Source organism: Paenibacillus sp. 453mf, from assembly GCF_900116105.1.
Classification (GTDB): Bacteria; Bacillota; Bacilli; order Paenibacillales; family Paenibacillaceae; genus Paenibacillus; species Paenibacillus provencensis.
Genome location: NZ_FPAC01000008.1, coordinates 1 through 21706, shown reverse-complemented (window position 1 = coordinate 21706; position 21706 = coordinate 1). Strand labels below are relative to the sequence as shown.

Genomic DNA, 21706 nt, shown 5'->3' with positions numbered 1-21706 from the left:
TCACTCCTTCAATTGTATTGATTAACTCTTTTTTACTAATAACCCGTTAAGCTGCTCTTCTAAACAGTTTACCAATAAGCCCCAAAATAAAGACGAAAATGGCTGTACCGATTATGGCGGGGACAATGGCAAAATCAGCGATGATCGGACCGAAGTCACCGAACAGCATCGAACCAATCCATGCACCGACAAATCCCGCGATCATTGAACCAAGAATTCCGCCCGGCATGTTATGGCCAACGAGAGCATCACCAATAAGTCCAATAATTATTGCCATCACGATAATAATGATGATCCCCCACATAACAATCGCCTCCTATGCTTCTTTAGTGCCTTGCTTACTTCGTATATAAACTATCGGTAGTGAGAATGAAACAAAGAATGCAGAAGCTGAGGATATGTACTGGATTCTATTGGGAAGCTTCTTGCAGCAGACGATACATACAGAAGGCCCATATGCCTCCGGACAAGAGGCCTGTCACAACGTCAGATGGATAATGCACCCCGAGATAAATACGGCTGTAACCGATTAATAGTACGAATAGGGTGCCAAGTATCGCGAGAAGAGGTCCGGTCCAGCCTCTTTCTTTCATTGCATGCACGAGCAGGATAACAATACCACCGTAGAATCCGGCAGCAATCATCGAATGACCGCTTGGAAAGCTGTATCCGTGTGCGGCCATCAGTTGTTCAAGCTCAGGTCGTTCTCTTCTAAGAATTATTTTGAGAACATAATTGATGCCCCACATACCAGTGAAACTGACCGCTGCTATATATGCATTTACATAAAGTTTGCGAAAGATCCAGTAATAACTCACAAATGCAAGCGCAACAATCATAGTGATATTAAAAGATCCAAACTCGGTAATTCCTTTGATGACAGGCAGCAAGGAATAGTACCAGCTGTCCGCTTGAGGAAAAAGATAATGTTGGATATTTTCATCGATAGCTTGAACATTGTCGATTCCAAGCAGCATAAATAATAGTACGATGATGAGAACAAGAGCGAGACTGCCGGCTAGTCCAATGGTTGTCCAATAAAAGATTTTTTTGCTGTGATTTGTCATTGATGTGTTGCTCCTGACTTTTGATTTGGATAGGTTAGAAAATGAGACAGATTGATAGATGGATACAGCCGCTATGGATAAAAAAACGTACGTCGTTTATTCTAGCTAGATAGCTCGGTGTTAGATTTAGTTAATTTTCTTTTAGTTTGATTCAATTTCATAACCCCCTGAGTTGCTAAAATTGGTTTTGCCTGTCCATTATCTCTGTCAAATTTGTTTCTTTGTACTATACTGTACTATGGTGTTCATCTTGGTACAACCAAGTGGCAAGCCGCCCTTGAGAAGGAGAGAAAAAGCATGTTAGATGCATTATTATTAACCGAATTTCGTGGTGGTGTAATGGAAAGCGCACACCGCGGTCATATATCGATTGTGAATGAAAAAGGAGAAGTTGTATATTCCGCAGGTGATCCACATTTTAAGACCTTTACCCGCTCAGCGGCCAAACCACTGCAAGCCATACCCGGCATCAGAGCCGGCATACACGAGAAGTATGGATTCACCTCCGAGGAGATTGCCCTAATGGTCTCCTCACATCGCTCAGAGGATTTCCATCAGCGTGTACTGATGCAAATGAAAAATAAGATCGGGATAGAAGAGACAGGTCTGGTATGTGCTCCGAGTTTTCCGCTTCATGAAGAGAGCAGAACGAAGTACATTAAAAATGAGGGGCGCAAACGAAGAATTCTTCATAACTGCTCGGGTAAACATATGGGCGTACTTGCCTATACGAAGCTGAAGGGGACTGATCTCAGCACTTATGCCGATCCGCACCATCCTGTGCAGCAGGAGATCAAAGAAATTATTTCACAATTTACAGATGTATCTCAGGAAGATCTGTCTCTAGGAACAGATGGCTGCGGTTTTCCGGTCTATGCACTGCCTATCTCAGGGATGGCCAGAGCCTTTCTTAAGCTGGCATGTCCTGATTTGATTGCAGAAGAACCTACCCGGCAAGCTGCTCAGCTCATTACTGCAGCAATGAATACAGCACCGGAAATGGTTGGAGGAACGGGCAGAGTAGATACCGTTCTGCTTCAGGATTCGAATATCGTTGCCAAAGGCGGATTTCAAGGCGTGTTCTGTTTTGCCCTTCGTGAGGAGCGGCTAGGGATCAGCTTCAAGGTTCTTGATGGCTCCGAGGAGGAGTGGGGGCTTATTACCGCATCGATTCTTGAGCAAATCGGTTATCGTAATCATGCGACATTGAACGCGTTAAAGAAACAATTCCCACAGGACATTCGTAATGATGCCGGGGCCGTTGTAGGTGCTGCAGAGCCAGTCTTTCGTCTTCAACATTAGAATTCATTTAGATTAAGACTATACTCTAATAAAACAGCCCCTTCCTGCCATTTGACAGGAAGGGGCTGTTCGTTATGCGCGAAGGCGGCCCAATTCGGATACGAGCGCCTCTACTTCGGAAATACTGAGATTGCTTTTGGAATTTACGATCTCGTAAATATCCAGAATATCGTCGTACTGAGCTACCGTGAAGGCAGATGACTGAAGTGCAGCGGCACTCGCCATTTTTAGTTTAGACTTGATTGCATCAATCATAAACTCGATGTTCTGCTGATTTTTTTGGGATAAATCCATGTTCCGTCCATTCCTTTCGACTTCAATAAAGTTTGTTCGTATTGTATCATGTAAGCATCAGGATAGAAAGATAAAGAGGAGGTTTCGATTACTCTTGTCCAAATTTACATCGATGACTTCCCGGAAAAATGCCTCTGGTCACAAAAGAAGTGGTAAGGAAGCTCTTGTTTCATTCTTCAAACAGATTGGAGCTCAGCATTCTGTAGATAAATTAACCTTCGTATGTATCGGAACAGATCGATCGACCGGTGATGCGCTGGGTCCGCTTACCGGCAGTTACTTAGCCGAACGCGGATTTAAGCACGTTGTGGGTACATTGCCAGAACCCTGCGATGCGACGACTTTGATGCAGAGGATCAGCAGAATTCCGGCGGACCATATTGTCATTGCGATTGATGCTTGTCTTGGTTCTTCGGTGGACATTGGCACTTACATTTGCCGGGAGCGTCCGCTGGTTCCTGCTGAATCCGTAAAGGGTGAGTTGCCCGCTATCGGTCATTACAGCATTGCCGGCGTTGTTAACGCGAATGGTCCCAAGCCGTATACGCTGCTTCAGATGACTTCTCTACATCTGGTGATGAATATGGCGCGTGAACTTGCTGAGGCAGCTCAAGAGGGATTTCGATTACAGACTGGTTCAGCAGGGTCCCAAATGCTTAATGTATGTAATACTGGATTTCTTGATCCATGCTAACAGAAAGAGGGCGAATGTAATGGAAAAAGTACAATTGGGAAATCATGTTATTGCTTATAGAGATCATGGAGAAGGACAACCTGTGGTACTTCTGCACGGTTACTGCGGAAGCTCTGACTACTTTGAAGAGGTATTGCCTCAATTAATGAAGCAATATAGATGCATCGTACCGGATCTCAGAGGTCATGGGGAATCGGGTACTCCTAACAACAGCTGCGGCATTAGCGAAATGGCAGATGATATCGTGGAGCTGCTCAATCACTTAGGTATTCAGCAGGCAAGCATCTTCGGACATTCACTAGGTGGATACATCACACTATCCATTGCAGACAGATATCCTGATCGGCTTGAGGCATTTGGCTTGATCCATTCAACCGCGTATCCAGACAGTGACGAGGCCAAAGAAAAGCGTCTCAGAGCAGTATCTACTATCCAAACGGAAGGTATTCAACCATTTATTGATTCCCTGGTTCCTAATTTGTTTGCAGCAGAGCACCAGACGACGATGGTGTCCAAGATCGATCGAGTCCGTGAGATCGGGTATCGGACTTCTCCTCAAGGAGCATCAAATACTGCAATTGCCATGAAAGATCGTCCTGACCTGAGGCATGTGCTGGATGAGGCGAGCGTTCCCGTGCTGTTAGTTGCGGGCGAACAGGATAACGTTGTGCCACCGGATAGAACCTTTACTTCAGAAAGTCCAAGAGTAACACAGGCGTTAATTTCAGGAGCAGGGCATATGAGCATGGTTGAACAGCCAGATGAGTTCATTCGTGCGATTACAAACTTTATTAACAACAATGTAAAGTAGAGTTGTATCCATTGAATTCATTCCATAGAGCATTTGAAATGGATTCCTATTCATATATTATGACAGCAGGCTAAGGGTGTTTTGCCCCTAGCCTGCTTTTTAGTAGGTCATTTTGGCTTTTTCCTTATATTCCGGGTACAATTTAAATGGAGCGTTGGAACGCTCAGGACTCACGGCCAAAGGAGAAGAGATGCTGATGTTAAGAAGAGATTATCTCCTTCGTATGGTGGAGGAAATGACTGAAATGATCGGTAAAGTGTTCGAGCTGAAGCAGAAGAAAATGCACATTGACGCCTTATGGGAGCTGGATGAGTGGCTTAAACGCCAATTTAGGCTTAATTCTCAGCTGCTGAACTCTCTTCCGGTTGATGATATCATCGATTTGTTTCGGCTTGGTGACGGTGTGGAAGTGGACAAGGTCCAGCAAGTGGCACGAATCATGGAAGAGGAAGGCCGAGTGTACATGGATCAAGGCTTGACCGATCAAGCGCTTGTCCGCTGGATGAAAGCTCAGCATTTATATTTATACAGCTTGCTTCATGGGGCGAACAGAGAGATCTTAAATGCACCTGAGCGTGTTGCGGCATTGCAGGAGGAGCTTAAAGGGTATGAGCTGCCTGAGAAGACGGAAAGACTAAAGGCGATGTATCACGAGGAAGCCGGACGATATGATGAGGCGGAGAACAGTTGGTATCGCTTGAGCAGACAGGATGAGTATGTGCAGGAGGCCGCTGAGTTTTACAAGCGTCTGCTGCTGCATGAGGATACGCAGCTAGAGCAGGGCGGGCTGCCTCGTACGGAAGTGGAGGAAGGACTTCGTGAATTGCAGAAGTAAACCAAGATTAGCTGGACAATGTGTTCTGATATGGTATTGTTACTCAAAGAACAACGTTAAACATAGAAAGTGAGATGTACCTTTTGGATTCATTACGAAAATTAATTGAAGATATTTTTGAAGAGCAAGGACTGATTACGGCCACACTGAGTCAGCTTCGCAAAAAAGAAGGACAGACTTTCACTAAAGTGCAGGTTAAGCCGGTTCTGCTTAAAAACCAACTTCATTACCAATTTGCATACCATCAGAACAACAAAGTAACTCACGATAATTTGGTCCCGGATGAAGCTTCTGACCGGATGAAGCAATTATTTGAAGAGACTTTTCGGCAAGGCATAATCTGCACTCCCGAAGCAGACTATCAGATCTTGATCAGCAAGAAGTACAAAGTGTCGATTTTGACCAAAACTCCCTCCAAGCAGGAAGCGGATTTGTCTCACAATCGGAAGAAACGTTATGTGCTTGAGGATGGCAAGCCGATCCCCTTCCTGATTGAGCTCGGAATTATGAGTGATGAGGGCAAGGTGCATGCCCGTAAATATGACAAGTTCAAGCAGATCAATCGCTTCCTTGAAATGGTGGAGGATGTGCTTCCGAATTTGCCGCAGGGACGGCCGATTACGATTGTTGATTTTGGCTGTGGCAAATCGTATCTTACCTTTGCTTTGTACCATTACTTGGCTGTGCAGCAGCGCAGGAAGATTCAGGTCGTCGGTCTGGATTTAAAGGCGGACGTCATTGAGCATTGCAGTCAAATAGGCAAGAATCTCGGCTACAACGGACTGAAATTCCTGGTAGGAGACATCGCAGAATATAATGAGCTGGAGCAGGTGGATATGGTCGTTACACTGCATGCCTGTGATACCGCAACAGATGCTGCCCTTGAGAAGGCGGTACGCTGGGGTGCGTCGGTGATATTATCTGTTCCTTGCTGTCAGCATGAGCTGTTTGCTCAGATGGAGGCTAATGTCATGAATCCTTTATTATCGCACGGGATTCTCAAGGAACGGTTTGCTGCCCTTGCTACGGATGCCATTCGTGCCAAACTGCTTGATATCATGGGCTACCGCACACAGCTGCTGGAATTCATCGATATGGAGCATACACCCAAGAATATTCTGATTCGTGCAGTAAGGGGACATGCCGGAGATACACATCAATTGTGGGATGAGTATACAGCTTATCGTGATTTCTTACATGTAAATCCTTACTTGGAGAGAGTGTGCGCAGATCTATTACCGGAAGGAGCGGCGAAATAAGTCGCTGTCTTACCATCTTCCATTTATATCTATAGGTTCAAGAGTCCAGCCCAAAAAGGGTTGGGCTTTTTTGGGTTAGGCAATAGTAATAGGAGGACACTTCAATGTATTTTTAGTGGGAAAGGGAGTCTCTTCAAATGCAGCATGCCGATCAAAAACGAACGAGCAAGGTGGGTAATGGGTTAGCCATTTACGGCATTGTGTCAATTGGGCTGCTGGTTACAGCAACAATGGTCTATGCTTGTCTGAATCAGGGATTGTTCTTCCCTTCAACATGGCATTGGATCAGTGTCTTGTTCCCGTCTGTGCTGCTTGTATTGTGGCTGATGACTGTCACTCCTGCTTCAAATACAGCAACAAAAATGTACAACGATACACCGATTATTCTATTTCCGTTGTTCATCGGTTTTATATATGCCTGGCATCTGCTCTTTGGGGATCCACAAAGTATCAATGGAACAAGAGACAGCCTCGTGCAATTTTTTTTCGTAAGTGTATTCGCAGCGGGCTGCTGTATCCTTGGACAGTCTGTAATAGGAAAAAAGTGGCTCGGTGCAGGCTTTCAGCTGATGGGCTGGCTGATGACATTAAGCGGATTACTGGCCGTATGCGGCCTGCTTGTCCTTCCTAATGCGGTGATGAGGACAGATGATCCTCTGCTGAGTGCCTATGGTGCTAGACTTGCGGGCTTGGTTGAATACCCTAATGCGTATGGTGTGCTGGTCGGGATGTTCTTATTGGAGCGGCTGGCTTCAGCCGCTTCTGCAAGCTCAAGCTTCCCAGCAGGCGAGCTGAGGAAATTGGCAGGAACTATCCTTGGCCTGTTCCCAGCCGCGACTGCGCTTCTCATCAGCGAGTCGCGCGGGGCATGGCTTGCGCTGCTGCTCAGCGCACTCGCGCTGCTCCTGCTTCAGCGGCAAGGAGGGCGCCTGCCGCTGCTCTGTGCGAGTGCAGCGCCGCTCTTATGCGCCGCGCTCGCACATCACGCCCTTGCCGGCGCTGCACTCGCGCCGGCTCCACTCCCCGGCCTTATGCTGCTGGCCGGGGGCGAGATTGCAGCGCTCGGAGGTGCGCTGCTGCTCCATACACTGCTGGCACGCGGGCACAGGGTGGCTGCCGCGTGCCTTGCCCTTGCTGCACTGACGGGTGTAGCGGGGCTTGTGTACCATACGGTCATCAGCAGAATTACCTCCGGCGCAACTTGGTTTGCGAGGGAGGCGATGTGGCGTGATGCCGCTCAATATGGTCTGCGCTCCCCTTGGCTTGGACATGGCGGGGACGCATGGAAGCATGCGGTTTATACGGTCCAATCCACACCGTATATCGGCACCGAAGTGCACAGCGGGTATCTGGATCTATTCCTCGATACCGGTGTCATAGGGCTTATGCTCATGCTGTTCCTGTTCGCTTACATCCTGCACTTGCTGTTACGACATAGTCGGGACAGCATTCCCGTGTGCCTGATTGTAATGCTTCATGGGGCAATCGATTTCGACTTTAGCTATCCTTTATTTTGGATGCTGCTTGTGTTAATTGCAGCATGGAAGCTGCCGGTGAGGAGCTTTTAGACAATATCGCGAATCTTTTTTTGCCGGGCACGTAACTCGTTTAATTTACTTTCATTCACACTTCTAACCGCCGTATGCGTCTCGGAATGCGCTGGACAGCTTGGCGGCAGGCACGTTCCATAGCTCGGAGAGCTCAGGAAGCACCTCTTTGTCCCACCACTCGCACTGGGCTTTGCGGTCATTCTGATGCTCCGTAATCCAGAGCAGGTTGGCGATGACCTTGCGATAATATAGTTCCTCTCCCTGCGACACCAAATCCGGGGCAATATACAGCTTCATCCGTTTTACCGTTCGGTATAGCTCCTTGCTGCAAGCACGTCTTATCTTTCTTGCAGAAGGAAGCTTGGGTGCCGGTCCCTTGGAGAACGGGGCTGTCTGCTTGCCATAGCGGGAATGCTCTTTCATGCTGATCGACCTCCTCTATAGGTACCATATGCGAAATGAGGAAGGGCGGATACACTTTAGACTGTTCAATATAGGCGTAAATACGGCAGTCCGGGAGACTTTCCCATAGCCAAAAAATCAGCTATGATGGAAGATAGATGCTCCAATAAGAAACTACGCTGTAATGCGCGGGATAACAGCTGAGCCTGTTTTTCCTATCATTCCCTTGTTCACTTGTTTGGGCAGACGGTGTTTGTTACAAGCCGAATTAGTTTATATGTAATCAATAATTCAAATCATGCTAATACGGGAAAGGAAGTGCTTCTCATGGCTCCTAATTTATCACACAAATTTGGTAAAGGTTTATCCCCTCAAGAATTTGTAGAGGGTATGACACAGAATAAAGAAGCTTTTCTAGATTGGTATAATCGCTTTGAATGGACGAACGAAGACGACAAATCCTTCTTTGACAGCTTGAAATACCGTGATGACCTGCGGGCACTCATCATCGCTGCAGATTGGTGCGGTGATGTCGTTCGAAACATTCCTGTTGTATTCCGGGCTCTGGAAGCGACTGATATGCCGGTGGATATACTGATCATGGAGCATCATCTGGAGATTATGGATCAGTTCCTGACCATGGGCGGACGTTCGATTCCAGTCGTTATTTTTACAGACTCGGGCGGTGCTGTTCTTGGCACATGGGGACCGCGTCCTGAGCAAGTTCAGGAAGCAATGGTCGCCTTCAAGGAGAATAATCCAGACCGTGAGGCTGCGGATTATCAGAATAATCTGGCAGAGACGCGTAAGGAGATTAAACGACGTTATGGGGAGGGAACGGAATATCAAGCAGTCATCATCAAGGAGCTGCATGAGTTGATTTCCGGTTTTTAAAATGCTGAATATACGAACTTTCAGTCTTGGACCCCTGCAAACCAATGCCTATTTGGTGCAGGGAGAAGACAGCGGCAAGGCCTTTATTATTGACCCCGGGATGAATCCGGCTCCTCTGATCCGCGCGATCGAAGATTTGGAGATCGAGGCAATTGTATTGACACATGCACATTTTGACCATATCGGTGGTGTCGAGGAGATACGCAAGCTGAAAGGCTGCCCGGTATATGTGCATACAGCTGAGGCCGAATGGCTTACGTCAGCGAAGTGGAACGGCTCATTGCGCTGGCCGGAGCTTGGCGAAGCGATTACGGCGAGCCCAGCGGAATATGATCTTGCAGCGGGTCAGAAGCTGGACCTTGTAGGACATACCTTTCACGTGTATCATACACCTGGACATTCACCAGGAAGCGTGAGTCTGTTATGCGGCAAGGAGCTGTTTGCTGGCGATGTCTTGTTCCGTGCGGGCGTAGGGAGAACCGATCTGCCAGGCGGAAGCGAGCGGGACCTGATCCACTCCATCCAAAATACGCTTTATGTATTGGAAGAAGATGTTAAGGTGTATCCAGGCCACGGTCCAAGAACGACGATTGGTTTTGAGAAGCAAAATAATCCTTATGTTCGCCCTGGACGTTAATTGGGGACATCATGTAGATAAATGATTCGAAAAATATAGACAAATTTTTTAATATTGGTTACAATTATTTTTATTGAAACACCCACTAACTTTGCAAAGCACGTAGACTGCGGACGAGTCCCGGTTTGCGTTCTTTTTATTTTGTATGCAATATCAGCCGATTCTTTCCATAGACAGTATTCTTTATTTTTAGTAGACTAGACAGACAATAACAATCAGGAGGTAGACGATGCTACAATTAGGGGAGAAAATTATCATCGTCGCGGACGCCTTTGAGCAGAATCTTCCTGTAGGGGACTATGGTTATGTGATCGCATATGACCGGAACCCGGATAACGCTTTTGACTATGTGATTCGTGTACCTCAGGTAAACCGCAATTATTTCGTACCAACCGGCGACGTCGAGCCGGAAGCTTTGATCTTGAGGCAGGAGGCGGAGCGAGTAGAGCGGGAAGCTCTGATTGACTACGCTCTGGCGACACATAACGAAAGACTGTTTCGTCAGCTTATGAATGACGACAAAGTGGAACTCGTGGAAGAGGAAGAGGCCGCAAGCGAACCGATGTCAACAGCGGATTTTATAAAACAAGTCAATCTTCGTGCGTGGATTTAAATGTTAAGAGTCGGCATTTGCCGACTCTTTTTTGTATTCTTGGATTTGATACGCGTATTGGGTATAATCGGGTAACACTTGTATTTTCATTTGATTCACCGCATGGACGTGTTAAAATGGACACAATATGAATAGCATAGGTATTTTTAGAAGGAGGATTCGTAGGCATGAGTATTACGAAGCAAGATGTGCAGCACGTGGCCAAGCTAGCCCGTCTTAATCTCAGCGAGGCAGAAGAAGCGCAGATGACGGAGCAGTTGAATGCCATTTTACAATATGCAGAGAAGCTGAACGAGCTTGATACAGAAGGTGTAGAGCCAACTACGCACGTGCTTCATGTATCAAATGTAATGCGTGAAGATGAGGTTCGGGAGAGCCTGCCGATTGAAAAAGTAATGCTGAACGCGCCTGATGAAGAAGATGGTCAGATCAGAGTGCCGGCTGTACTTGAATAAGCTATTTTTTGGGGAGGTTACTAATCTTGAGTTTGCTTAAACTTACACTACCTGAGATACATAATAAGCTGCATGCCAAAGAGATCTCGGTTTCCGAGCTGACTGCAGCATCTTATGCAAGAATAGGACAAGTTGAGGAGCAGGTACGTGCGTATCTCACCCTCGATGAGGAAGGGGCAATGGAGGCCGCAAGAAGGCTGGATGACAAGCTTGTATCAGGCGAAGCCCGCGGACTCCTATTTGGCCTGCCTGCAGGAATCAAGGACAATATTTCAACAGAAGGACTACGTACTACCTGCGCAAGCCAGTTCTTGTCAGGTTTTACTCCCGTCTATGATGCGACTGTAGTTAAGAAGCTGAAGGCGGCGGATATCGTAACACTTGGCAAGCTGAACATGGACGAGTTTGCTATGGGCGGCTCGAACGAGAATTCAAGCTTCTATCCGGTGCGGAATCCTTGGGATCTGGATCGGGTGCCTGGGGGCTCCAGCGGGGGTTCAGCTGCGGCAGTGGCAGCAGGAGAAGCTTATTTCACACTCGGCTCAGACACGGGCGGTTCGATTCGCCAGCCTGCATCTTACTGCGGTGTAGTTGGTCTGAAACCGACTTATGGACGTGTTTCCCGTTTCGGATTAGTTGCATTTGCTTCTTCTCTCGACCAGATCGGTCCTGTTACAAAGAATGTAGAGGATTCTGCTTATGTACTTCAGGCGATTTCCGGGTACGATTCCATGGATTCGACGTCAGCCAATGTCGAGGTTCCTGACTTTCTTAGCAGCCTGACAGGCGATGTGAAAGGTCTGCGTATCGGAGTTCCTAAGGAATATATCGGAGAAGGCGTTGATCCATCTGTCAAAGAAACGGTGATGTCTGCACTTCACGTACTGGAAGGGCTTGGAGCAACCTGGGAAGAGGTATCCCTTCCGCATACAGAGTACGCTGTAGCCAGTTATTATTTGCTAGCTTCCTCCGAGGCATCCTCTAATCTTGCCAGATTTGACGGTGTTCGTTATGGCGTACGTGCAGAGAATCCTGACAATCTTCTTGATATGTACCATAAATCCCGCAGTGAAGGCTTCGGCAGTGAAGTGAAGCGTAGGATCATGCTGGGAACTTATGCGCTCAGCTCAGGCTACTATGATGCCTATTACTTGAAGGCTCAGAAAGTCCGCACGCTGATCAAGAATGATTTTGACGAAGTGTTTAAGAACTATGATGTCATTATTGGACCTACAGCGCCTACGACAGCATTCAAGCTCGGCTCTCAGGTAGACAATCCGCTGACGATGTATCTGAACGATATCCTTACGATTCCTGTCAGCCTTGCAGGTGTGCCTGCGATCAGCGTTCCTTGCGGTTTTGCTAATGGTATGCCTGTCGGAATGCAAATTATCGGCAAGGCTTTTGATGAAGCGACCGTTCTCCGTGTTGCCCATGCGTTTGAGCAGCATACGGAATATCACAAACAGCAGCCACAGCTATAAGGCCTAAAGGAAAGAGAGGGAAAATGAATCATGTCAACATCCAAGTACGAGACAGTCATCGGGCTTGAAGTCCATGTTGAGCTGCATACGAAATCCAAAATTTTCTGCGGCTGCTCCACTGAGTTTGGTGCACCGCCGAATACACATACATGTCCGATCTGTCTGGGGCATCCCGGGGTTCTTCCGGTGCTGAACCGTCAGGCAGTCGAATACGCGATGAAAGCAGCCATGGCTCTTAACTGTACAATCGCGGATATTAGCAAATTTGATCGCAAGAATTATTTTTATCCTGATTCGCCCAAAGCCTATCAGATCTCTCAATATGATCAGCCTGTTGGAGAGAATGGCTGGATTGATATTGAAGTGAACGGAGAAACCAAGCGTATCGGAATAACACGTCTCCATCTGGAGGAGGATGCAGGTAAGCTAACTCATATGGATGGCGGTTATGCAACACTTGCTGACTATAATAGAGTAGGTACTCCACTGGTTGAAATTGTATCGGAACCGGATATTTCTTCACCAGAAGAAGCACGTGCTTACTTGGAGAAGATCCGTTCCATCATGCAATACTGTGAAGTATCCGATGTGAAGATGGAAGAAGGATCTCTTCGCTGCGATGCCAATATCAGCTTGCGCCCTTACGGACAGCAAGAGTTCGGTACCAAAGCCGAGCTGAAGAATATGAACTCCTTCCGCGGAGTACAGCGCGGCCTTGAATATGAGGAATATCGCCAGGCCGAGCTGCTGAATGACGGAGAAGAGGTTGTTCAGGAGACTCGCCGCTGGGACGAGGCGCAGGGCAAGACACTGTCCATGCGCAGCAAGGAAGAAGCTCATGATTATCGCTACTTCCCAGACCCTGATCTGGTAACACTTCATATTGATCAGGAATGGAAAGATCGGGTGAAGGCGACCATTCCAGAGCTTCCGGATGAGCGAAAAGCACGTTACACTGCAGAATACAGCCTGCCTTCCTATGACGCCGATGTTATCACGGCCTCCAAAGCGGTGGCTGATCTATTTGAAGAGAGTCTTAAGCACACTTCGGATGCCAAAGCCGTGTCAAACTGGATTATGGGAGATCTCCTTGGCTATTTGAACAGTGAGAATCTGGAGCTTTCAGAGATTCCAATCACAGGAGAAGGTCTTGGTGAGATGATCGGATTGATTGAGAAAGGCACGATCAGCTCGAAGATCGCGAAGACCGTATTCAAGGAAATGCTTGTGAGCGGCAAGAAGCCGCAGCAGATCGTTGAGGAGAAAGGTCTTGTCCAAATCAGTGATGAGGGAGCGATTCTTGGTATTGTTGAGCAAGTCGTTGCTGCGAACCCGCAATCGGTAGAAGACTACAAAGCAGGTAAGCAAAAAGCAATCGGCTTCCTTGTCGGTCAGGTGATGAAGGAAAGTAAAGGCAAGGCGAACCCGGGCATGGTGAACAAGCTGCTTGCTGATGTCTTGAACCGGTAATATCCTTTACTAACCGTCATAAAATAGATGAACAGGGAAGCTCGTCCATTGCGGCGGGCTTCTTTTTGAATTGGGGGCTTGAGGAAATGATAATGAATATTTCTTTGCAAGACAGGGACCTGATGCTGGAGGTTTGGAGACTGCAGCAGATGGCGTATCGATTGGAGGCAGAGTTGATCGGCTTTCATGACATTCCACCGCTTCTTGATACGATTGACAGTCTTCAGGAATGCGGAGAGACGTTTTATGGGTATATAAATGAAAATATGGAGCTCATCGGGGCGATTGCTGTGGAACAGGAATGGGAAGGCAGCCTGACGATCTCAAGAATGATGGTTCACCCGAATCACTTTCGAAAGGGTGTTGCTGGCAAGCTCATTCAGCATGTCCTGGATCATCATTCTGAGGTCCAGAAGTTTATTGTTTCGACAGGCATGAAGAATACACCTGCTGTAATGCTGTATCAAAAGTACGGCTTCGAGCCTGTGCAAACCTGTGAGATTGCTCCAAATGTGGAATTAACGACGTTCCATTTGAATAGGATGTACGATCGTTCTTAATTCAAACATGAATGACGGGAAGGAGAGGAACAAATGAACGATCCTTGGTATATTAGTGAATGGAGCATACTTCTTAGACTGCTCCTTGCCATGCTTATGGGAGGGCTTATCGGGCTTGAACGGGAGCGCTCCAACCATGCAGCAGGCTTCAGAACTCATATTTTGGTATGTTTAGGTTCATCATTAATTATGATCTTATCGGTCTATGGCTTTGGTGATTTTGTAAATGAGGTTAATGTTCGTATGGACCCTGCGCGTTTGGCGGCAGCCGTTATTACCGGCGTGGGTTTCCTGGGAGCAGGAACGATCTTGTTCACAGGTAAATCGATCACAGGGCTTACAACTGCGGCTTCTATATGGGTAGTAGCAGCCATTGGTCTTGCTGTAGGGGCGGGCTTCTATTTTGCCGCAGTAATTTCAACACTGCTGGTACTTTTAAACTTGTGGGTATTTAACAAAGTCGAACGCCGTTACCTAAAGGCAAACAAACAGCACTTGATAACACTAAGTGGGGACTCTGCTCCAAATCTGATTGAAAAGATTTCCTCCTTTATGGAAGCAGAGAAGATTATTATACGGAAAATGACGGTGAGTGATCTGGAAGTGGGTCCTCCCGGCTACCGATCTGAATTGAATCTTCACGTTGAAGTATCCCTCCACGTTCTTGTCCCTACCAATTTTAGTACAGTAGATCTTGTTACCAAGCTGCAGAGCTGTCATCAGTTCAGGTCTATTTCAGTTGAATAAACAATTTTTTGGCACTTTACTTTTCGTTATTTGAGAAGTAAGGTGTTTTTTAGTTCAAAAATATATTCGGAATTTGGAAGTTTGTGCTGCAAACAATATAAGCTTTCCAGTTACTATAGAAGAAGAATAGGGTAGTATCAAAGAAAAGCAGATTATGCGAGTGTATTATTGGAGGTGAGCACCCTAAATGCAGATGAGTACGGATCCAAACCCGAAGCGTCCCAAAAGGCGGATCCAACGTAACTGGCACAAATTCGTTGCAGGTCTATTATCTGCGTTGTTCCCTGGCCTGGGTCATATTTATTTGGGTTTGTACATTAAAGGCCTCACTTTTATCTTTTTGTTATTGCTGGATTTAACGGCCCTTTTCTACTTCTCATCGATTGGGATTCAGATCAATATTCCGTTAATAATTCTATTGTCACTTGTCATACCTGTCATTTACTTCATCAATATTTATGATGTTCTGCAATTAGCAGATTGGGTGCTGATGAAGAAACGCCGTTCACAAGCAGCGGGGGAGACGAATGAGGACTCGTCTATATTGCGCCCAGGCATCGGTTTTATGGGATGGGAGAGAGGGATATCCTTCGGGATGCTGTTGATTTTTGGCGGTAGTTTGATGGTGCTATTTGTGCAGAAACCCCGCTGGCTTGAATTGTATTTGGCCCAGTTTGGGTTATATGCTGTTGGAGCTGCCCTTGTAATAGCGGGGTTATTATTATTAAATCGAGAACTGATATTATCCCTATCTTTTAAGAAACGTCGTATGAATAAGAGCGTAAGCTCATACTTGAAAATAAGGATTGGAAGATACACAGCATCGATCCTTCTCATGGTCGTTGGTATTCTGCTGATTATAGACAAGGTCTATCAGACTGAATATGTATTTAGTCTCATCAACTATTGGCCGTTTATTCTGGTGATTTGGGGAATCGAATTTATTATCGCCTTCCTGCTCAATCAAGTATTAATACCGAAAGCGAAAAGAATATCGCACTACAGATTCAGACCCGATTTTAAAGGCATATTATCCGCAAGTGTTTTAGTCTGCTGTATTTTTATTGTGACACAGCAGGATCATTACGCACATCTATGGAACCGAGTGAGCCTGAATCTTAGTGCCGCTTCGCTGGATTACAGTGAGGCAGCTGACAACCAAATCGAAAAAGAAACGATCTCAATTCCCGTTGAAATGGAAACAGGAGCCGTTGTCGTCGAAAACGTGAATGGTGATATTCGGATTAACCGAGGCGATGTAGAGTCTATCATCGTTAAGACGATTGCTTGGGTGGACCAAGTAGAGCCTGTCGAAGCTCAGGCCGTTGCAGATGCATCCAAGGTTAATGTCCAAGATGGAAAAACAATTCAAATTGCTACCGAGCCACAAGGATACGGGAGTGAATCTAAACGTCAGCCTAGAATGAATATGACCATAACGATCCCGGATGACCGGCGCTTTGATCTGCAAGTAATAACCTCTAATGGCTCTGTATATCTTGACCGGCCTGAGGCGATCAGCAGCATTCATGTGGAAAGCGGCAATGGAAAAATCTATATCCATAATGCGATTGGAGATGTCCATGCCAAGACCCTTAATGGAAATATATCGGTTGCTGACGTAATCGGAAGTGCTGTGCTGAGTACCAATCGCGGAGATCTTCGAGCAGAGGAAGTGACGGGCAGTGCAGATCTTACGACGCTTGTCGGACGAATACAGGCTTCAGATATAGTTGGTGATATTACAGGTAGTACACGTAACGGGAACATTACCGTAAATGAGCCAGTTGCCAAGCTAAGCATTGAGACACTGAATGGGGCCGTCCAGGTCCATTCGAAACAGATCGGCGGAGACTGGGACATTTACAGCGCTGTCGGCGATATATTGTTAGTGATTCCTGAGGCAGGGGATTATGAAGTGTCGGGGTCAAGTACTTATGGTAACCTTAACGTCGAACTTCCATACACGATTGAAAATAGGATGATTACAGGCGTCTCAGGTACAGGAGAGTATAAGGTTCATGTGGAAGGCAATAGTGATGTAACGATTCAGCGTTCAACCATTGAGGATGGGACCATGGGTGAAACGACGGATACGAATCGTACCAATCAAATGCTGCAATGACCACATGATTTTTTTAGGTAATACATTAGAGATTCCCTGATTTGTTGGCCTTACATGCGTTGACAACAATTAGAATTAAACTTTACAATATATGTGTGATGAAGGTTACTGTAATTGTTGTATTTTTATGAGATTATCTATGAGGTTATCTATGTTCTTTTTAATTAGGGCGTGTCTTAAAACTCACATAAAGGCAGATTTCAATACCTTTTCATCCACTGCTAAGCCTGCTAAACGCTGAAAAGGCAGCTTGCTTAGAATAAAAATGGAATCAAATCTGTTGTCTTTTAGAGTTTTAAGATACATCCTAGGCGCATGAATAAATGTAAGGCGGTGGGCCATATGTCAACACGTGTCCAACATGCATTAGAACAATTGAAAACGACCGGTGTTCGTATAACGCCTCAGCGCCATGCGATACTGAATTATCTTATGGAATCCATGGGACATCCAACAGCTGATGAGATTTATCGAGCTCTCGAGCCTCAGTTTCCAAGCATGAGCGTGGCGACCGTATACAATAATCTGAAGATGTTTACAAATGCCGGTATGGTTCGGGAGCTGGCATATGGTGATAATGCGAGCAGATTTGATGCCAATGTCACAGACCATTATCATATTATTTGTGAAGCGTGCGGGACCATTCGGGATTTCAACTATCCTTCGCTTGCTGAAGTGGAAGAACGAGCCGGGCTGGATACAGGCTTTCAGGTGAACGGATTACGGTTGGAATTGTACGGTGTATGCGAGAGTTGCAGGCCATCGTAAAAGGTGTATACAATAGCGTGAGAAATTCCTTTTATAGGAGGATCTCACGCTTTTTAAATTTTGGGTATCGGCGGCTATGGATTAGAAAGAAGCAATTGCTATAGGATGGGGGAGCATCAATTGGCAAAAGGTTATCGCAAAAAGAGAAGGCGAAAGTCGAGTTTTACTAAGAGAATCGCAGCCATCGGATTTATTGGGGTGGGTATATATTTGTTGATCGCGACATTTAATCCGCAAAATATATATGAAGACGCAGACTGGAGAGGTTTTGCGAAACCGATCTTTGTACAAGGAGAGCTGATGGATTATGAAGCTGTAGGCTCGGGTGAGAGCTTGCAGCTCCCGCTTCCTGTTTTACAGGAGGCCGTCGATCCGGCGATGCGATTTGAAGACGGAGATAATGCGATTATATTAACCTCTCCGGATAAAGTATTAAGGCTGCACGTCGGTCAAGAGACAGCAGAGCTGAATACGAAGGAATATACGCTTCATACCGCACCTTTTGAAGAACAGGGAATACCTTATGTGCCGTTGCAGGCAGTAAAAGAAGTGTATGGCGTTACAGTTCATGAAGATATGGATACCGGTGCTGTGCTTCTAATGAACGCAGGCGAAGTCATTCAATACGGTTCTGCAAAGGGTAAAGATCCTGAGCAGAAAATTCCGCTCTATATAGAGCCGGATGACAGCTCCGCAATCATCGCGCAGATGAATCCAGGGGATCGGGTGAGGATTTGGTCTTTGAATGATGAGTGGAATTATGTCCAAATGGATAATGGTTACGCAGGATATACATCTACTGGCAAAATAAAGCCGACAGAAAAGGTGACTGTTCCTGTTCCAGAATCAATACCCACGGCAGCTGAACAGCGCTGGAAGGGAAAGACGATTAATCTGGCATGGGAAGCCGTATACAACAGAGCAGCTGATCCAGCCTATCTGCAGACAATGGAGGGCGTCAATGTGGTAAGTCCGACATGGTTTGATATTACAGATGGCAAAGGTTCGGTGGAGAGCAAAGCTGATCTTGAATACGTACACAGGGCCAAGTCACTAGGTATGGAAGTGTGGGGACTGCTCAGCAATAGCTTTGATCCGGATATTACTGCAGAAGCACTCTCTACTTATGATCGACGGACGGCTATTATTCAGAAGATGATGGATTATGCCGCTGCCTATGAGCTGGACGGTATTAATATAGATTTCGAGAATGTGTATACAGAGGATGGGCCAATGGTTACTCAGTTCATGAGAGAACTTCGTCCTTACGCCAAGCAGAATGACCTGGTGTTATCGATTGCAGTTACACCTAAGTCAAACAGTGAGATGTGGTCCTTATTTTTAGATCGCAGGGCACTAGGCGAAATTGCAGATTACATGATGGTCATGGCATATGATGAGCACTGGGCATCAAGTCCAACTGCTGGATCAGTAGCTTCCTTGCCATGGGTGACTGCGGCTATGAACAAGATCATGTTAGAAGATGAAGTGCCTGCGGACAAGCTGCTGCTTGGTATTCCATCCTATACCAGAGTATGGTCTATCAAGGAATCAGGAGTGGACAGCGGTATTACTTCCCAGGCAATTGGGATGGATTCAGCGCAGGATCTCATTGAGCAGCATAAACTGACCCCAACGTTCTCAGAGGATACAGGGCAGAATTATGTGGAATTCACAGAGGGGGAAGTACGGAATCAGATCTGGCTTGAGGATAAAATCTCTCTTCGAGCGAGAGTTGATCTTGCGATTGAGCTGAAGCTGGCTGGAATCGCCACTTGGAACAGAAGCTTTGCGAATGAAGGTGCATGGGCTGTGCTTAATCGGATTCATCAACGTTGAAGAACTCATAAATCATAATTATAAAAAAACAGGGACAGTTCATGTGAGAGCTGTCCCTGTTTTGATATTTTCTACCTGCTAACTATTTGGATATCGATTCAGACTCCTGCATATTCAGTTCTTCTATAGAGGTATTAGCCTGTGCAGGATCGTGCGTCAATATCGTTTTGCAGAACATACAGCGGTCCGTCTTGCCAAGCATCTTAGTTAGTTTGCTGCATTCAGGACATTCGATTTGAACCGCGCTGACAGACATCATTCCAGCCCAAAAATAGATGGCAAGGCTGCCCATCATTGCGATTAAGCCAATGACAAGTCCTATACCGGCAAACACCTTGCCTGCAGAGCCCCAGAATACGATTCCGGCAGTTCCGAGAACCATGAGCCCCATGCCCAGCATCGTAAGCAATAGTCCCCATGTACGAAAGGCTTCAATTTTAGCTGTTTTAAAAATCATAGTTATGCTCCTTATGCATGAGTATCGTCTTCTCAGTGAAGCAGGAAACCTATGTTCTTATGTAGAACTATATTATAGCTTAACTGGAATTAAATCACCATTTTTATTGTCTGGAGGGAGACCGTGGAACTTAAGAATTATTCTTTTTTATTTGAGGAATCGTCTAAACACGGAGCAGTTGGAGCGATTGTATATCCCCATTCAGGGGGACAATTCTATGGATCACTTATGCAGGATTTCGAAGTTCTTGTACTGATACTGCATGAAGAAGGCCCAACTGAGAAAAGATACAGGCATTCGGCAATTGGTGAATTGCGTTATCAGATTCTGTATATGGACTGGATACGCTTGACCCGGTGTTTGATCACCGGAGAGGATCGAAGCGTAATTGAAGCTTTTTTACATGGCGATATACTGTGGGACAAGGGTGGCAAGATCAAGGCCCACAGAGATCATATTCAACAATTCGGTTCAAAGCTCCGCAAGCAGAAAATATTTTATGAATTCTCTCAGTTTTTACATACTTACTTAGATGCAAAGAGATGGATCAAAGACGGCGAAGTGATTGATGCTTATCAGAGCGTCCTGGAATCGTTAAATCATTGGGCAAGGATTGTAGTACTGGAGAAAGGGGTCTCTCCCGAAAGAGCAGTCTGGACACAAATACGGGATATGGATCGCTCTGTATATAAGTTGTACGAAGAGCTTACCATGAGCAAAGAGACACTTGAACAGCGTGTAGAGCTTATACTATTGGCTTGTGAATTCTCAGTGTTGTCCAAGATGGAGAGCAGTTGTAGTCTTCTTTTGGATATTCTTCGCAGCAGCAATAAGCCGTGGAGCCTGCATGAGCTGATGAAGCATCCGGACCTTTGCTTTATGCAAGATGAGATCCCTTTGCTGCTCCGGAAGCTGGTATACCGTTCGATTATTAGAGAAACAGAGAGTCTTGTTCCGTTTGTGACCGATGGAGGTAGAGAGATTAAATATTGTGCGAAGTGAATAATAGCGCATTATACGAACACTGAAATCTATTGAATTCCATTGTTATCAGCACCGAGATAGAATAATAGCAAAAAAGATCGAATTTAATTGAAAAAAGTTAGCTAAATAGCTTGACTCCTATATTCAAATCGTGATAAATTATATCTCGCCCGTTAAAAAGGCGCTGAGTATTCTTGAATAAATTGATTGCATTGATATCCATTGCAAACAAGAGGTTGAAAACTTTTTTAAAAAAGTGCTTGACTAAAGAATGAAGAATATGATATATTATAAAAGTCGCCGCTGAAATTAAATGAAGCGATGATAGCGAAGTTGATCTTTGAAAACTGAACAACGAGTGAGAAGCATTTTCTTCGAAAATGCTTAGCGAGATCATTCGGTACGCGTCGCAAGACCGTATGAATGATGGAGCAAAATAAAGAGAACATAATGTTCTCG

General features: G+C 45.9%; 24 protein-coding genes. 18 read left to right on the top strand and 6 right to left on the bottom strand.

The window, feature by feature from the left end:
- Nucleotides 1-46 precede the first annotated feature (46 nt).
- Both BM415_RS21800 and BM415_RS21795 read right to left on the bottom strand, forming a co-directional pair.
- Entirely contained in the window at nucleotides 47-304 is a 258-nt protein-coding gene (locus BM415_RS21800; protein ID WP_091161305.1) for a GlsB/YeaQ/YmgE family stress response membrane protein, read from the bottom strand.
- Between the two features lie 106 nt (nucleotides 305-410).
- Nucleotides 411-1067: a phosphatase PAP2 family protein gene (locus BM415_RS21795; RefSeq protein ID WP_091161303.1), complete on the bottom strand. Its 657-nt coding sequence runs from the start codon at nucleotides 1065-1067 to the stop codon at nucleotides 411-413.
- A 297-nt stretch (nucleotides 1068-1364) separates the two neighbouring features.
- Here BM415_RS21795 and BM415_RS21790 point away from each other — a divergent pair, with 297 nt between their 5' ends.
- Nucleotides 1365-2369, top strand: a complete 1005-nt coding sequence (locus BM415_RS21790) for an asparaginase (protein WP_091161302.1) — start codon at nucleotides 1365-1367, stop codon at nucleotides 2367-2369.
- Nucleotides 2370-2441: 72 nt separating this feature from the next.
- Here BM415_RS21790 and BM415_RS21785 read toward each other — a convergent pair whose 3' ends face one another.
- Nucleotides 2442-2663, bottom strand: coding sequence for a DUF1128 domain-containing protein (locus BM415_RS21785; RefSeq protein ID WP_091161300.1), 222 nt, complete (start codon nucleotides 2661-2663; stop codon nucleotides 2442-2444).
- 112 nt (nucleotides 2664-2775) lie between these two features.
- Here BM415_RS21785 and yyaC point away from each other — a divergent pair, with 112 nt between their 5' ends.
- The 5 genes from yyaC to BM415_RS21760 all read left to right on the top strand — a co-directional run bounded on the left by yyaC (nucleotide 2776) and on the right by BM415_RS21760 (nucleotide 7830).
- Nucleotides 2776-3357 (top strand): spore protease YyaC, encoded by a 582-nt coding sequence (gene yyaC / locus BM415_RS21780; RefSeq protein WP_091161434.1) that lies wholly within the window; start codon nucleotides 2776-2778, stop codon nucleotides 3355-3357.
- Nucleotides 3358-3376: 19 nt separating this feature from the next.
- A complete protein-coding gene (locus tag BM415_RS21775; RefSeq protein ID WP_091161298.1) occupies nucleotides 3377-4168 on the top strand; it encodes an alpha/beta fold hydrolase in 792 nt (263 codons plus the stop codon).
- Between the two features lie 196 nt (nucleotides 4169-4364).
- On the top strand, nucleotides 4365-5003 hold the full coding sequence (locus tag BM415_RS21770; RefSeq protein ID WP_091161296.1) for a DUF6483 family protein: 639 nt from the start codon (nucleotides 4365-4367) through the stop codon (nucleotides 5001-5003).
- Between the two features lie 74 nt (nucleotides 5004-5077).
- A complete protein-coding gene (locus BM415_RS21765; RefSeq protein WP_091161295.1) occupies nucleotides 5078-6262 on the top strand; it encodes a class I SAM-dependent methyltransferase in 1185 nt (394 codons plus the stop codon).
- A 137-nt stretch (nucleotides 6263-6399) separates the two neighbouring features.
- Nucleotides 6400-7830: an O-antigen ligase family protein gene (locus tag BM415_RS21760; RefSeq protein ID WP_091161293.1), complete on the top strand. Its 1431-nt coding sequence runs from the start codon at nucleotides 6400-6402 to the stop codon at nucleotides 7828-7830.
- A 63-nt stretch (nucleotides 7831-7893) separates the two neighbouring features.
- On the opposite strand, the gene BM415_RS21755 is transcribed toward BM415_RS21760, so the two are convergent.
- Nucleotides 7894-8235, bottom strand: a complete 342-nt coding sequence (locus BM415_RS21755; protein WP_091161291.1) for a hypothetical protein — start codon at nucleotides 8233-8235, stop codon at nucleotides 7894-7896.
- Nucleotides 8236-8541: 306 nt separating this feature from the next.
- Here BM415_RS21755 and BM415_RS21750 point away from each other — a divergent pair, with 306 nt between their 5' ends.
- From BM415_RS21750 to BM415_RS21700, 11 genes are all read left to right on the top strand, one after another.
- Nucleotides 8542-9108 (top strand): thioredoxin family protein, encoded by a 567-nt coding sequence (locus tag BM415_RS21750; RefSeq protein ID WP_091161289.1) that lies wholly within the window; start codon nucleotides 8542-8544, stop codon nucleotides 9106-9108.
- Nucleotide 9109: 1 nt separating this feature from the next.
- Nucleotides 9110-9745 carry an MBL fold metallo-hydrolase gene (locus BM415_RS21745; protein WP_091161288.1) on the top strand — a complete coding sequence of 212 codons (636 nt, stop codon included), beginning with the start codon at nucleotides 9110-9112 and terminating at the stop codon, nucleotides 9743-9745.
- Nucleotides 9746-9974: 229 nt separating this feature from the next.
- Nucleotides 9975-10358, top strand: coding sequence for an ATPase (locus tag BM415_RS21740; protein WP_091161287.1), 384 nt, complete (start codon nucleotides 9975-9977; stop codon nucleotides 10356-10358).
- A gap of 167 nt (nucleotides 10359-10525) precedes the next feature.
- Nucleotides 10526-10813, top strand: coding sequence for an Asp-tRNA(Asn)/Glu-tRNA(Gln) amidotransferase subunit GatC (gene gatC, locus BM415_RS21735; RefSeq protein ID WP_047913759.1), 288 nt, complete (start codon nucleotides 10526-10528; stop codon nucleotides 10811-10813).
- Nucleotides 10814-10839: 26 nt separating this feature from the next.
- Entirely contained in the window at nucleotides 10840-12297 is a 1458-nt protein-coding gene (gene gatA / locus BM415_RS21730) for an Asp-tRNA(Asn)/Glu-tRNA(Gln) amidotransferase subunit GatA (RefSeq protein WP_091161285.1), read from the top strand.
- 30 nt (nucleotides 12298-12327) lie between these two features.
- Entirely contained in the window at nucleotides 12328-13767 is a 1440-nt protein-coding gene (gatB, locus tag BM415_RS21725; protein WP_091161283.1) for an Asp-tRNA(Asn)/Glu-tRNA(Gln) amidotransferase subunit GatB, read from the top strand.
- 86 nt (nucleotides 13768-13853) lie between these two features.
- Nucleotides 13854-14327 (top strand): GNAT family N-acetyltransferase, encoded by a 474-nt coding sequence (locus BM415_RS21720; protein ID WP_091161282.1) that lies wholly within the window; start codon nucleotides 13854-13856, stop codon nucleotides 14325-14327.
- 33 nt (nucleotides 14328-14360) lie between these two features.
- Nucleotides 14361-15074, top strand: a complete 714-nt coding sequence (locus BM415_RS21715; protein WP_091161280.1) for an MgtC/SapB family protein — start codon at nucleotides 14361-14363, stop codon at nucleotides 15072-15074.
- A 187-nt stretch (nucleotides 15075-15261) separates the two neighbouring features.
- Nucleotides 15262-17199 (top strand): DUF4097 family beta strand repeat-containing protein, encoded by a 1938-nt coding sequence (locus tag BM415_RS21710; RefSeq protein WP_091161278.1) that lies wholly within the window; start codon nucleotides 15262-15264, stop codon nucleotides 17197-17199.
- 342 nt (nucleotides 17200-17541) lie between these two features.
- Nucleotides 17542-17967, top strand: a complete 426-nt coding sequence (locus tag BM415_RS21705; RefSeq protein ID WP_091161277.1) for a Fur family transcriptional regulator — start codon at nucleotides 17542-17544, stop codon at nucleotides 17965-17967.
- 120 nt (nucleotides 17968-18087) lie between these two features.
- A complete protein-coding gene (locus BM415_RS21700) occupies nucleotides 18088-19806 on the top strand; it encodes a glycosyl hydrolase family 18 protein (protein ID WP_091161433.1) in 1719 nt (572 codons plus the stop codon).
- An 82-nt stretch (nucleotides 19807-19888) separates the two neighbouring features.
- On the opposite strand, the gene BM415_RS21695 is transcribed toward BM415_RS21700, so the two are convergent.
- Nucleotides 19889-20263: a DUF2614 family zinc ribbon-containing protein gene (locus tag BM415_RS21695; protein WP_091161275.1), complete on the bottom strand. Its 375-nt coding sequence runs from the start codon at nucleotides 20261-20263 to the stop codon at nucleotides 19889-19891.
- 123 nt (nucleotides 20264-20386) lie between these two features.
- On the opposite strand from BM415_RS21695, the gene BM415_RS21690 reads away from it, so the two are divergent.
- The gene (locus BM415_RS21690; RefSeq protein WP_170862586.1) at nucleotides 20387-21265 is read left to right on the top strand and encodes a nucleotidyltransferase-like protein; all 879 of its coding nucleotides are present in this window, start codon (nucleotides 20387-20389) and stop codon (nucleotides 21263-21265) included.
- Nucleotides 21266-21495: 230 nt separating this feature from the next.
- On the opposite strand, the gene BM415_RS25365 is transcribed toward BM415_RS21690, so the two are convergent.
- The coding region (locus BM415_RS25365) for a hypothetical protein (RefSeq protein ID WP_211753681.1) at nucleotides 21496-21706 on the bottom strand (211 nt) is incomplete at its 5' end.